11 protein-coding genes are annotated in these 12,655 nt (G+C 55.6%); 8 read left to right on the top strand and 3 right to left on the bottom strand.

Annotation, left to right across the window (positions count from 1 at the left end; all coding sequences use genetic code 11):
* Both tatC and tatD read left to right on the top strand, forming a co-directional pair.
* Nucleotides 1-771 (top strand): Sec-independent protein translocase subunit TatC, encoded by a 771-nt coding sequence (tatC, locus tag C0560_RS20030; RefSeq protein WP_100778465.1) that lies wholly within the window; start codon nt 1-3, stop codon nt 769-771.
* A gap of 41 nt (nt 772-812) precedes the next feature.
* Entirely contained in the window at nt 813-1,595 is a 783-nt protein-coding gene (gene tatD / locus C0560_RS20025) for a 3'-5' ssDNA/RNA exonuclease TatD (protein WP_248859306.1), read from the top strand.
* Here tatD and rfaH read toward each other — a convergent pair.
* Nucleotides 1,592-2,083, bottom strand: a complete 492-nt coding sequence (gene rfaH / locus C0560_RS20020) for a transcription/translation regulatory transformer protein RfaH (protein ID WP_248859305.1) — start codon at nt 2,081-2,083, stop codon at nt 1,592-1,594. The two genes, tatD and rfaH, sit on opposite strands and share 4 nt — an antisense overlap.
* A gap of 170 nt (nt 2,084-2,253) precedes the next feature.
* Between rfaH and ubiD the strand changes: the two genes are divergently transcribed.
* Complete coding sequence (gene ubiD / locus C0560_RS20015) at nt 2,254-3,759, top strand: 4-hydroxy-3-polyprenylbenzoate decarboxylase (protein WP_100778468.1); 1,506 nt, start codon at nt 2,254-2,256, stop codon at nt 3,757-3,759.
* A 30-nt stretch (nt 3,760-3,789) separates the two neighbouring features.
* A complete protein-coding gene (gene fre, locus C0560_RS20010) occupies nt 3,790-4,491 on the top strand; it encodes an NAD(P)H-flavin reductase (protein WP_102105635.1) in 702 nt (233 codons plus the stop codon).
* A 92-nt stretch (nt 4,492-4,583) separates the two neighbouring features.
* Here the strand turns inward: fre and fadA are convergent, their stop codons facing one another.
* Together fadA and fadB are read right to left on the bottom strand one after the other, a co-directional pair.
* A complete protein-coding gene (gene fadA / locus C0560_RS20005; protein WP_100778470.1) occupies nt 4,584-5,747 on the bottom strand; it encodes an acetyl-CoA C-acyltransferase FadA in 1,164 nt (387 codons plus the stop codon).
* A gap of 9 nt (nt 5,748-5,756) precedes the next feature.
* The gene (gene fadB, locus C0560_RS20000) at nt 5,757-7,946 is read right to left on the bottom strand and encodes a fatty acid oxidation complex subunit alpha FadB (protein WP_248859304.1); all 2,190 of its coding nucleotides are present in this window, start codon (nt 7,944-7,946) and stop codon (nt 5,757-5,759) included.
* A gap of 188 nt (nt 7,947-8,134) precedes the next feature.
* On the opposite strand from fadB, the gene pepQ reads away from it, so the two are divergent.
* Genes pepQ through hemG form a run of 4 tightly spaced genes read left to right on the top strand, consistent with a single transcriptional unit; the run spans nt 8,135 to nt 12,125 of the window.
* On the top strand, nt 8,135-9,466 hold the full coding sequence (gene pepQ, locus C0560_RS19995; protein ID WP_100778472.1) for a Xaa-Pro dipeptidase: 1,332 nt from the start codon (nt 8,135-8,137) through the stop codon (nt 9,464-9,466).
* On the top strand, nt 9,466-10,080 hold the full coding sequence (locus tag C0560_RS19990) for an IMPACT family protein (RefSeq protein WP_123429988.1): 615 nt from the start codon (nt 9,466-9,468) through the stop codon (nt 10,078-10,080). Before pepQ ends, C0560_RS19990 begins: the two co-directional genes overlap by 1 nt.
* Before the next feature lie 39 nt (nt 10,081-10,119).
* A complete protein-coding gene (trkH, locus tag C0560_RS19985) occupies nt 10,120-11,571 on the top strand; it encodes a Trk system potassium transporter TrkH (RefSeq protein WP_100778474.1) in 1,452 nt (483 codons plus the stop codon).
* 11 nt (nt 11,572-11,582) lie between these two features.
* Nucleotides 11,583-12,125, top strand: coding sequence for a menaquinone-dependent protoporphyrinogen IX dehydrogenase (gene hemG, locus C0560_RS19980; protein ID WP_123429989.1), 543 nt, complete (start codon nt 11,583-11,585; stop codon nt 12,123-12,125).
* Nucleotides 12,126-12,655 lie beyond the last annotated feature (530 nt).

The raw sequence follows: 12,655 nt of genomic DNA, 5'->3' as shown, positions 1-12,655 counted from the left end.
ATGGCAGTAGATGATACTCAACCACTTATTACGCACCTCATTGAGCTGCGTAAGCGTCTGTTAAACTGCATTATTGCCGTTTTCCTGATTTTCTTGTGCCTGGTCTATTTCGCTAACGACATCTATCAGGTTGTCTCCGCGCCGTTGATTAAGCAGATGCCGCTGGGTGCAACGATGATTGCCACCGATGTGGCATCGCCGTTCTTTACGCCAATCAAGCTGACCTTCTGGGTCTCGCTGATTGCGTCTGCGCCGGTGATTCTGTACCAGGTGTGGGCGTTTGTGGCGCCAGCGCTCTACAAACATGAACGTAAGCTGGTGATCCCACTTCTGGTCTCCAGCTCGCTGCTGTTTTATATCGGCATGGCCTTTGCCTACTTCGTCGTCTTCCCGCTGGCCTTTGGCTTCCTGACGCACACCGCGCCGGAAGGGGTGCAGGTCTCGACGGACATCGCCAGCTACCTGAGCTTTGTGATGGCGCTGTTTATGGCGTTCGGCGTGGCCTTCGAGGTGCCGGTCGCGATCGTCCTGCTCTGCTGGATGGGCGTCACCACGCCGGAAGATCTGCGTAAGAAACGCCCGTATATGCTGGTGGGCGCGTTCGTGGTCGGGATGTTGCTGACGCCGCCAGATGTCTTCTCGCAAACCCTGCTGGCGATACCGATGTACTGCCTGTTTGAGGTTGGCGTGTTCTTCTCGCGCTTCTATGTGGGCAAACGTCGCTCACGGGATGACGAAGAAGATGAGCCAGAGAATCCGACAGAAGAGTAAAACCAGCCGCCCGACAGGGCGGTTGTCATATGGGAGAGAGCATGTTTGATATCGGTTTAAATCTGACCAGTTCGCAGTTTGCCAAAGATCGTGATGAGGTGGTGGCGCGTGCCTTTACTGCAGGCGTCAACGGGCTGTTGCTGACGGGCACCAACCTTCAGGAAAGCGAACATGCGCAGCAGCTGGCGCAAGGCTTTGAGCACTGCTGGTCAACCGCAGGCGTACATCCTCACGACAGTAGCCACTGGAATGATGAAAGCGCCGGAACGCTGTATGCGCTGGCGAAAACAGCAGAGGTGGTGGCGATCGGTGAATGTGGTCTCGATTTTAACCGCAACTTTTCTACCCCTGCCGAGCAGGAGAAGGCGTTTACCGCGCAGCTGGCGCTGGCGGCAGAACTCGGGATGCCGGTGTTTATGCATTGCCGCGACGCCCACGAACGTTTTCTGACGCTGCTGGAACCCTGGCTGGATAAACTGCCTGGCGCGGTGCTGCACTGCTTTACCGGCTCCCGTCAGGAGGCCATTGAGTGTCTGGATCGCGGGCTGTACCTGGGCGTAACCGGCTGGGTGTGCGATGAACGACGTGGACTGGAGTTGCGGGAACTGCTGCCGGTTATTCCTGCCGATCGGCTGTTAGTCGAAACGGATGCACCGTACCTTCTGCCGCGCGACATGCGGCCCAAACCCGCCTCACGACGCAACGAACCGGCTTATCTTGGCCATATCGTTGAGCGCATCGCGCACTGGCGGGGCGAAGAATTGCAGTGGCTGGACGCGCAGACGGATGAAAACGTCCGTCGCCTGTTCGGCGTGACGTTTTAAACCTTGCGGAATTCGGTATTCTTGACGCTCTGACGTACCTGTTTATTAAGGAAGTTCAGCAGCAGCATGGAGCGCGCTTCGCCGTCTGGCTCGGCAAATATTGCCTCAACCCCTTCGAATGCCCCTTCGGTGATAACAACGCTATCGCCGGGGAACGGCGTTTCAGGGTCGGTAATATCTTCCGGCTGTTTGTAGACCGAAAGCTGATGTATCACCGTCGACGGCACGGTGGCCGGATGCGCGCCAAAGCGCACGAAGTGGCTGACACCCCGCGTGGCATTGATGGTGGTGGTGTGGATCACTTCCGGGTCGAATTCGACGAAAAGGTAGTTAGGGAACAGCGGCTCACTGACTGTTGTACGCTTGCCGCGCAGCATTTTTTCGAGCGTAATAACAGGCATCAGACAATTGACTGCCTGACGCTCAAGATGTTCCTGCGCACGCTGAATTTGCCCGCGTTTGCAATACAGTAAATACCAGGCTTGCATAATCACTCTTTCCCTTTGTTCGCGGCGCAAGCATATCAAAACCCCGAAGGGATCGCTAAGGTGATTATAATGGCCGAAAGCGGAAGTTGAGGTAGAACTTCACGCTTATTTAACAAAATTACAGCGTCATGATGACGAACGCCGTATAATGAAGCGCTTACAGAGAGGCCATGACTAACTGCATGAAATACCACGATCTACGCGACTTCCTGGCGCTGCTGGAAAAGCAGGGCGAACTCAAACGCATTACGCTCCCTGTTGATCCTTATCTGGAAATGACAGAAATCGCTGACCGCACCCTGCGTGCCGGTGGCCCCGCGTTGCTGTTTGAAAATCCAAAAGGTTATTCCATGCCGGTGCTCTGCAACCTCTTCGGCACGCCCAAGCGTGTGGCGATGGGGATGGGCCAGGAAGATGTCAGTGCGCTGCGTGAAGTCGGTAAACTGCTGGCGTTCCTGAAAGAGCCAGAGCCGCCGAAAGGCTTCCGCGATCTGTTCGACAAACTGCCGCAGTTTAAGCAGGTGTTGAATATGCCAACCAAACGCCTGCGCGGTGCGCCGTGCCAGCAGAAAATCCTCGAAGGCGATGCCGTCGATCTGACCAAAATCCCTATCATGCAATGCTGGCCTGAAGATGCCGCGCCGCTGATCACCTGGGGTTTGACGGTTACCCGTGGCCCGCATAAAGAGCGTCAGAATCTCGGTATTTATCGCCAGCAGCTGATTGGCAAAAACAAACTGATTATGCGCTGGCTGTCGCATCGCGGCGGTGCGCTTGATTTCCAGGAGTGGTGTGCGGCGCATCCGGGCGAGCGTTTCCCGGTTTCAGTGGCGCTCGGTGCCGATCCGGCGACCATTCTCGGCGCCGTGACGCCGGTGCCTGATACATTGTCGGAATATGCTTTCGCAGGCCTGCTGCGCGGCACCAAAACCGAAGTGGTGAAGTGTATTTCTAACGACCTGGAAGTGCCTGCCAGCGCGGAAATCGTGCTTGAAGGCTATATCGAACAGGGCGAGCTGGCACCGGAAGGGCCTTATGGTGACCATACGGGATACTACAATGAAGTGGATAGCTTCCCGGTGTTTACCGTTACGCACATTACGCAGCGTGAAGATGCGATTTATCACTCGACCTATACCGGCCGTCCGCCGGATGAGCCTGCTGTATTAGGCGTCGCACTGAATGAAGTGTTCGTACCGATTCTGCAAAAGCAGTTCCCGGAAATTGTCGATTTCTATCTGCCGCCAGAAGGGTGTTCCTACCGCCTGGCGGTGGTGACGATGAAGAAACAGTACGCAGGTCACGCCAAGCGCGTGATGATGGGCGTGTGGTCATTCCTGCGCCAGTTTATGTATACCAAATTTGTTATTGTCTGCGATGACGACGTCAATGCCCGCGACTGGAATGACGTTATCTGGGCCATCACCACGCGTATGGACCCGGCGCGCGACACGGTGTTAGTGGAAAATACACCGATTGATTATCTGGATTTTGCCTCGCCGGTTTCTGGGCTTGGTTCAAAAATGGGACTGGATGCCACCAATAAATGGCCCGGCGAAACTGAGCGTGAATGGGGTCGCCCGATTAAAAAAGATCCTGAAGTGACCGCGCGAATTGACGCGATTTGGGACGAGTTGGCCATATTGAATGACGGTAAGCCCGAGTCTGACCGTTAAGCCCTATAGACTTCCCGACAGAGAGAGCGAATGACAACCTTAAGCTGTAAAGTGACCTCGGTAGATGCTATCACCGACACCGTATATCGCGTCCGTTTGGTTCCGGAGGCGGCGTTCTCTTTCCGCGCTGGCCAATATTTGATGGTGGTGATGGATGAACGTGATAAGCGCCCTTTCTCCATGGCGTCTACGCCAGCGGAGCAGGAATTTATTGAGCTGCATATTGGTGCGTCAGAGCTTAACTTGTATGCCATGGCGGTGATGGACCGTATTCTGAAAGAGCGTGAAATCGATGTCGATATCCCGCACGGTGAAGCCTGGCTGCGTGAAGACGAAGATCGTCCGCTGATTCTGATTGCCGGGGGAACGGGCTTCTCCTATGTGCGTTCGATTCTGCTGACTGCGCTGGCGCAAAACCCGGACCGCGACATCACCATCTACTGGGGCGGTCGCGAAGAGAAACATCTCTACGATCTTTCCGAGCTGGAAGCACTGAGCGTAACGCACCCGAATCTGCGCGTTGAGCCTGTGGTTGAGCAACCGGAAGAGGGCTGGCGCGGGCGCTCAGGTACGGTGCTGACCGCGGTGTTGCAGGATCACGGGACGCTCGCCGGACACGATATCTATATTGCCGGGCGTTTTGAGATGGCGAAGATTGCTCGCGACCTGTTCTGCCATGAGCGTGATGCGCGGGAAGATCGCCTGTTCGGCGATGCGTTTGCGTTTATCTAAATAAAAAACCCGCCCCTGACAGGCGGGAAAAACGGCAACTAAATCATTTATTCTGTTACAGGCCGGGGAGCGAAACGCCCCCGGCCTTCTCACTACACCCGCTCAAACACCGTCGCGATCCCCTGACCCAACCCGATACACATCGTCGCCAGACCAAACTGAGCGTCTTTGCGTTCCATCAGGTTGATAAGGGTGGTGCTGATACGCGCGCCCGAACAACCCAGCGGATGACCCAGCGCAATCGCGCCGCCGTTGAGGTTGATCTTCTCGTCGATCTGCTCCATCAGCCCCAGATCTTTAATGCACGGCAGGATCTGCGCGGCGAACGCCTCATTCATCTCAAACAGGTCGATATCGCTGGCTGTCAGACCGGCTTTTTTCAGCGCCAGTTTTGATGCCGGAACCGGGCCGTAACCCATAATCGAGGGATCGCAGCCCACTACGGCCATGGAACGGACGCGAGCGCGCGGCTTCAGGCCTAACTCGCGAGCGCGGCTTTCGCTCATCACCAGCATCGCCGCAGCACCGTCGGAAAGGGCAGAGGATGAGCCTGCCGTCACCGTGCCGGTTACCGGGTCAAACGCCGGACGCAGCGTGGAAAGCGCTTCGACGGTGGTTTCCGGGCGGATCACTTCATCGAAGTAGAACTGTTTCAGTACGCCGTCAGCGTCGTGGCCGCCGGTCGGGAGGATCTCATTTTTAAAAGCGCCGGACTGCGTGGCGGCCCAGGCGCGGGCATGAGAGCGCGCAGCAAAGGCGTCCTGCATTTCGCGGCTGATGCCGTGCATGCGGGAGAGCATTTCGGCGGTCAGCCCCATCATGCCTGCGGCTTTCGCCACGTTACGGCTCATGCCTGGGTGGAAATCGACGCCGTGGCTCATCGGCACGTGGCCCATGTGTTCCACGCCACCGACCATACAGACCTGCGCATCGCCGGTCATGATCATGCGAGCCGCATCGTGCAGCGCCTGCATCGACGAACCGCACAGACGGTTGACGGTGACCGCCGGAACCGAATGCGGGATTTCGGCCAGCAGGGAAGCGTTACGGGCGATGTTAAAACCCTGCTCCAGTGTTTGCTGTACGCAGCCCCAGTAAATATCATCCAGCGCAGCCGCTTCCAGCGCAGGATTACGCGCCAGCAGACTACGCATCAGGTGCGCGGAGAGATCTTCCGCGCGCACGTTGCGGAATGCGCCGCCCTTCGAACGGCCCATCGGGGTGCGAATTGCATCGACAATGACAACCTGTTCCATTGTGACTCCTTAAGCCGTTTTCAGCTCGCCAACCGGACGGGCAGGCGCAACTGGGGGATAGTACGGTTCGTTATGACGCGCTTTATTACGCAGGCCTTCCGGCACGTCATACAACGCCCCGAGATGCTGATAGTGCTGCGCCATGTCGAGATACTTCGCGCTGCCGAGCGTATCCAGCCAGCGGAACGCACCGCCGTGGAACGGAGGGAAGCCGAGGCCGTAGACCAGCGCCATATCTGCTTCTGCCGGGCTTGCGATAATGCCTTCTTCCAGGCAACGCACCACTTCGTTGACCATCGGGATCATCATGCGGGCGATAATCTCTTCGTCGCTGAAATCACGTTTTACCTGGCTGACGCCAGCCAGCAGATCTTCAACGGCAGCATCGTCCTCTTTCTTCGGCTTGCCTTTGCTGTCTTCTTTATAGCGCCAGAAACCCAGACCGTTTTTCTGCCCAAAGCGACTGGCGTCGAACAGCGCGTCGATGGCATCGCGATAATCTTTCTGCATGCGCTGTGGGAAACCCGCGGCCATCACAGCCTGCGCATGGTGCGCCGTATCAATGCCGACCACGTCCAGCAGATACGCCGGGCCCATTGGCCAGCCGAATACTTTTTCCATCACTTTGTCGACTTTGCGGAAATCCGCGCCGTCGCGCAGCAGCTGGCTGAATCCGGCGAAGTACGGGAAGAGCACGCGGTTGACGAAGAAGCCTGGGCAGTCGTTTACCACAATTGGGGTTTTGCCCATTTTGCTGGCCCACGCCACCACTTTGGCGATGGTTTCGTCGGAGGTTTTTTCCCCGCGAATCACTTCGACCAGTGGCATACGATGGACCGGGTTAAAGAAGTGCATACCGCAGAAGTTTTCCGGACGCTTCAGGACGCTCGCCAGTTCGCCAATCGGAATGGTCGAGGTGTTGGACGCCAGAACCGTATCCGGGCGCACTTTCTCTTCCGTTTCTGCAAGTACCGCTTTTTTCACTTTCGGGTTTTCGACGACCGCTTCAACGACGATGTCCACGCGGTCAAAACCGGTGTACTCCAGCGTTGGCTGAATGGTTGAGATCACACCCGACAGCTTCAGGCCGTCAATTTTGCCGCGCTCAAGCTGTTTGTTGAGAAGCTTGGCCGCTTCGTTCATGCCCAGCGTCAGGGATTTCTCGTTGATATCTTTCATCACTACCGGCACGCCTTTCCAGGCCGACTGGTAGGCAATCCCGCCGCCCATAATCCCTGCGCCGAGTACCGCCGCGTGTTTTGGCGTTTCAACGTTTTTGGTGAGTTGTTTGGCTTTCCCTTTCACGTACTGATCGTTGAGGAAAATGCCGACCAGCGCGCGCGCTTCGCTGGTATGCGCCAGCGGCACGAAGCTTTGGTTTTCTAATTTAAGCGCGTCTTCGCGGCCAAAGCGTGCGGCGGCTTCAATGGTTTTGACGGCGGTGATCGGTGCCGGATAGTGTTTTCCGGCGGTCTGCATCACCATGCCTTTGGCAATGGTAAAGCTCATGGTGGCTTCAATTTTGCTGAGTTTCAGCGGCTCAAGCTTCGGCTGGCGTTTGGCTTTCCAGTCGAGATCGCCATTGATCGCTTGACGCAGAATGCTGATCGCACCGTCGCGCAGTTTTTCCGGCTTCACGATGCCGTCAATCAGGCCGATTTTCAGCGCCTGATCTGCGCCTACGTCTTTACCTGCAGCAATAATTTCCAGCGCGCTGTCGGCGCCCAACATACGTGGCATACGTACGGAACCGCCAAAGCCCGGCATGATGCCCAGCTTGGTTTCCGGCAGGCCGATGCGCAGATCCGGCGTGGCGAGACGATAGTCTGTCGCCAGCACGCATTCGCAGCCGCCGCCCAGCGCGTAGCCGTTGACGGCAGAGATCGTGGGAACAGGAAGATCTTCCAGGCGGTTAAAGACGCTGTTGGCAAAATGCAGCCACTGGCTGAGCTGTTCTTCCGGCACCTGGAACAGGGAGAGGAACTCGGTGATGTCGGCACCGACAATAAAGGCGGCTTTCTCAGAACGCAGCAGCAGCCCTTTCAAATCAGATTGTTTTTCGAGGACATCCAGCGCGTGGCCGAGGCTGGCCACCGTCGCGGTGTCGAGTTTGTTGACTGAGCCGGGGGCATCGAACACCAGTTCGGCGATGCCATCTTCCAGCCAGTCTACGTACAGGGTGTCGCCTTTGTAGAGCATGTCAGTCTCCTGAATCCAGCAATTGGATCTGGTCATACCAGATGAAGTCGAGTGTGGAATTTATGTTAATAAAATGCAAATCACTCATTAAATAAATGCTGCATTGATCACGCTCGGTGGAAATGACGCAGTAAAAGCGAGGTGTGCTAAGATGCGAAGACTTGAGCTCAATAAAGAAAGGAAGAATGATGGACTCACTGGCCTCACTTTATAAAAATCATATTGTTACGTTACAGGAACGTACCCGCGATGTACTGGCCCGCTTTAAGCTTGATGCGCTGCTTATTCACTCTGGTGAGCTGGTTAACGTCTTCCTGGATGACCATCCGTATCCCTTCAAGGTCAATCCGCAGTTCAAAGCCTGGGTGCCGGTGACGCAGGTTCCCAACTGCTGGCTGCTGGTGGATGGCGTGAACAAGCCGAAACTGTGGTTCTATCTGCCGGTCGATTACTGGCACAACGTGGAGCCGCTGCCGACCAGCTTCTGGACCGAAGAAGTGGATGTGATTGCCCTGCCAAAAGCCGACGGTATCGGCAGCCAGCTGCCTGCTGCGCGTGGCAACATCGGGTATATTGGTCCTGTGCCAGAACGTGCTAGGGGTCTGGATATTCCTGCGGATAACATCAACCCGAAAGGCGTGATTGATTATCTGCACTATTACCGTTCGTATAAGACCGACTATGAACTCTCCTGCATGCGCGAAGCGCAGAAAACGGCGGTGAACGGTCATCAGGCGGCCCAGGAAGCCTTCCTTTCCGGGATGAGCGAATTCGACATTAATCAGGCATACCTGACGGCGACCGGCCATCGCGATACGGACGTGCCTTACAGCAACATCGTGGCGCTGAATGAGCATGCTTCCGTGCTGCACTATACAAAACTGGATCACCGCGCGCCGGCCGAGATGCGCAGTTTCCTGCTGGATGCGGGCGCTGAATACAACGGTTATGCAGCCGATCTGACCCGTACCTGGGCGGCGAACGCCGATACGGATTTCGCGCAGCTGATCAAAGACGTGAATGACGAACAGCTGGCGCTTATCAGCACCCTGAAGGCGGGTACCAGCTACGTCGATTACCACGTTCAATTCCATCAGCGCATCGCCAAACTGCTGCGTAAACATCAGATTCTGACGGATATGAGCGAAGAGGCGATGGTGGAAAACGATCTCACCGGGCCGTTCATGCCGCACGGGATTGGTCATCCGCTGGGCCTGCAAGTTCATGATGTGGCTGGCTTTATGCAGGATGATACTGGCACGCATCTGGCCGCACCGTCGAAGTATCCTTACCTGCGCTGCACCCGTGTGCTGCAACCGCGCATGGTGCTGACCATTGAGCCAGGCATTTACTTCATCGACTCTCTGCTGCAGCCGTGGCGTGAAGGCCCGTTCAGCAAACACTTCAACTGGCAGAAAATTGAAGCGCTGAAGCCGTTCGGTGGCATTCGTATCGAAGATAACGTGGTGATTCACGAAAACAGCATCGAGAACATGACGCGAGATCAGAAACTGGCGTGATGGACAGCTGGCTGATACCGGCTGAGCCGGTCACCTTCGTCGAAGAGATCAAAAAGAGCCGCTTTATCACGCTGCTGGCCCATACGGACGGCGTGGAGGCGGCGAAAGCCTTTGTTGAATCTGTTCGCGCAGACCATCCTGATGCCCGCCACCACTGCTTGGCGTGGGTAGCCGGTCCGCCGAATGATTCGCAACAGCTTGGCTTTTCTGATGATGGTGAGCCCGCAGGAACAGCGGGTAAACCGATGCTCTCTCAATTGATGGGAAGCGGCGTCGGGGAGATCACCGCCGTGGTGGTTCGCTACTACGGCGGCATCCTGTTAGGAACCGGTGGGCTGGTAAAAGCCTACGGCGGAGGAGTGCAGCAGGCGCTTAATCTGCTGCAGACGGTCCGCAAAACGCCACTTACCGAATATACTTTGTTGTGTGATTACGCTCAGTTATCTGGCATCGAAACGCTGCTTAAAAACGTTAACGGCGTGATTGTGCAGAGTGATTACCAGGCAACGGTACAATTACGCGTGGCGCTTCCTCAGGCGGAACTGGCGGCTTTTTCAGCAAAACTGGCTGATTTTAGTCGTGGTGCGTTGCAATTACTGCCGATTGAAGAATAATCCCCACCTTACTTTTTGAATACCAAAGGAACGGCAGAGATGCATTTTCGTGCCATAACCCGAATTGTTGGACTGCTGGTCATACTCTTTTCCGGGACGATGATCCTCCCAGGGCTGGTAGCGCTTATCTATCGGGACGGCGCGGGGCGCGCGTTCACGCAGACCTTTTTCGCCGCGCTGGTGATTGGCTCAATTCTCTGGTGGCCTAACCGTCGTGAGAAGGGCGAGCTGAAGTCCCGCGAGGGCTTTCTGATTGTGGTGCTGTTCTGGACCGTGCTGGGGAGCGTGGGTGCGCTGCCGTTTATCTTCGCGGAACAGCCGAATCTGACCGTGACCGACGCGTTTTTTGAATCCTTTTCCGGGTTAACGACCACGGGGGCGACCACGCTGGTGGGGCTGGACTCGCTACCGCATGCCATTCTCTTTTATCGGCAGATGCTGCAATGGTTCGGCGGTATGGGGATCATCGTCCTCGCCGTGGCGATTCTCCCGATACTGGGCGTCGGTGGGATGCAGCTCTATCGCGCTGAAATGCCGGGCCCCCTGAAAGATAACAAGATGCGTCCGCGTATTGCCGAGACGGCGAAAACGCTCTGGTTCATCTACGTATTACTGACCGTCGCGTGTGCGCTGGCCCTGTGGTTTGCCGGGATGCCTGCCTTCGATGCGATTGGACACAGCTTCTCCACGATTGCAATTGGCGGGTTCTCGACCCACGACGCCAGCGTGGGCTATTTCGATAGCCCGACTATCAACACCATTATTGCTATCTTCCTGCTGATCTCCGGCTGTAACTACGGCCTGCACTTCTCTTTATTGAGTGGGCGTAGCCTGAGGGTCTACTGGCGCGATCCTGAGTTCAGAATGTTTATCGGCGTGCAACTGACGCTGGTTATCATTTGTACGCTGGTGTTGTGGTTCCACGATGTTTACAGCTCGGCCGTGATGACCCTTAACCAGGCTTTCTTCCAGGTGGTGTCGATGGCTACGACGGCGGGCTTTACCACGGACAGCATTGCCCGCTGGCCGCTGTTCCTGCCGGTACTGCTTCTGTGCTCTGCTTTTATCGGCGGGTGTGCGGGGTCTACGGGCGGGGGCCTGAAGGTCATCCGTATTCTGCTGCTGTTCAAGCAGGGTAACCGTGAACTGAAACGTCTGGTACACCCGAATGCGGTTTATAGCATTAAGCTTGGCAACCGCGCGCTGCCGGAACGTATTCTCGAAGCGGTGTGGGGCTTCTTTTCTGCCTACGCGCTGGTCTTTATCGTCAGCATGCTGGCGATTATCGCCACCGGCGTTGATGATTTCTCGGCGTTTGCTTCCGTAGTAGCAACGCTCAATAACCTTGGGCCGGGGCTTGGCGTGGTGGCGGATAACTTTGCCAGCATGAATCCGGTAGCGAAGTGGATCCTGATTGCCAATATGCTGTTCGGGCGTCTTGAAGTATTCACATTGCTGGTGCTGTTCACCCCAACATTCTGGCGCGAGTAAGGATTTAGCTGGTGAAAACACTCATTTTATTTTCGACACGAGATGGTCAGACGCGTGAGATCGCCTTTTATCTGGCGTCTGAATTGAAAGAGCAGGGCGTTTACGCTGATGTGGTGAATCTCAATCGGACGGAAGAGATTCACTGGCAGGATTACGATCGCGTGGTGATTGGCGCTTCTATTCGTTATGGCCATTTCCATCCTGCGCTGGATCGCTTTGTGAAAAAACATCTGGCGACACTAAACAGCCTGCCCGGTGCGTTCTATTCGGTGAACCTGGTTGCACGTAAAGCGGAGAAACGCACGCCGCAGACCAACAGCTATACGCGTAAGTTTTTATTGAACTCGCCGTGGCAGCCAGAACGCTGTGCTGTGTTTGCGGGCGCGCTGCGTTATCCACGCTATAGCTGGTATGACCGCATTATGATCCGCCTCATTATGAAGATGACCGGGGGGGAGACGGATACCCATAAAGAAGTGGTTTATACGGACTGGCCGCAGGTGGCCAGTTTTGCACGGGAAATCGCGCAATTAACGGTCGATTCGCGGGTTTAATCGACGGTGAGTTTGAAAAATAAGCGAACGATAACTTTTTTCGATTTTATGCTTGTCACCCCAGAATAACTCCCTATAATGCGCCTCCACTGACACGGAACAACGGCATACACGCCGCCGGGTTAGCGGGGTTCAGAGATGAACACCAACAGAGAAAAGCGAAAATAAAGCTTGACTCTGAAGCGGGGAAGCGTAATATGCACACCCCGCGCCGTTGAGAAAAACGAAGCGGCACTGCTCTTTAACAATTTATCAGACAATCTGTGTGGGCACTCAAAGTGACATGGATTCTAACGTCGCAAGACGCTAAATGAATACCAAAGTCTCTGAGTGAACATACGTAATTCATTACGAAGTTTAATTCACGAGCATCAAACTTAAATTGAAGAGTTTGATCATGGCTCAGATTGAACGCTGGCGGCAGGCCTAACACATGCAAGTCGAGCGGTAGCACAGAGAGCTTGCTCTCGGGTGACGAGCGGCGGACGGGTGAGTAATGTCTGGGAAACTGCCTGATGGAGGGGGATAAC

Source organism: Lelliottia sp. AC1, assembly GCF_023278595.1.
GTDB classification, from domain to species: domain Bacteria; phylum Pseudomonadota; class Gammaproteobacteria; order Enterobacterales; family Enterobacteriaceae; genus Enterobacter; species Enterobacter nimipressuralis.
This window is presented reverse-complemented; position numbering and strand designations above follow the sequence as displayed.

Excerpts from the sequence above, each read along its gene's own strand:
- tatC (WP_100778465.1), top strand. The coding sequence starts at position 1 with ATGGCAGTAGATGATACTCAACCACTTATTACGCACCTCATTGAGCTG.
- tatD (WP_248859306.1), top strand. The coding sequence starts at position 813 with ATGTTTGATATCGGTTTAAATCTGACCAGTTCGCAGTTTGCCAAAGAT.
- rfaH (WP_248859305.1), bottom strand. The coding sequence starts at position 2,083 with ATGCAAGCCTGGTATTTACTGTATTGCAAACGCGGGCAAATTCAGCGT.
- pepQ (WP_100778472.1), top strand. The coding sequence starts at position 8,135 with ATGGACTCACTGGCCTCACTTTATAAAAATCATATTGTTACGTTACAG.
- fadB (WP_248859304.1), bottom strand. The coding sequence starts at position 7,946 with ATGCTCTACAAAGGCGACACCCTGTACGTAGACTGGCTGGAAGATGGC.
- trkH (WP_100778474.1), top strand. The coding sequence starts at position 10,120 with ATGCATTTTCGTGCCATAACCCGAATTGTTGGACTGCTGGTCATACTC.
- ubiD (WP_100778468.1), top strand. The coding sequence starts at position 2,254 with ATGACTAACTGCATGAAATACCACGATCTACGCGACTTCCTGGCGCTG.
- fre (WP_102105635.1), top strand. The coding sequence starts at position 3,790 with ATGACAACCTTAAGCTGTAAAGTGACCTCGGTAGATGCTATCACCGAC.
- C0560_RS19990 (WP_123429988.1), top strand. The coding sequence starts at position 9,466 with ATGGACAGCTGGCTGATACCGGCTGAGCCGGTCACCTTCGTCGAAGAG.
- fadA (WP_100778470.1), bottom strand. The coding sequence starts at position 5,747 with ATGGAACAGGTTGTCATTGTCGATGCAATTCGCACCCCGATGGGCCGT.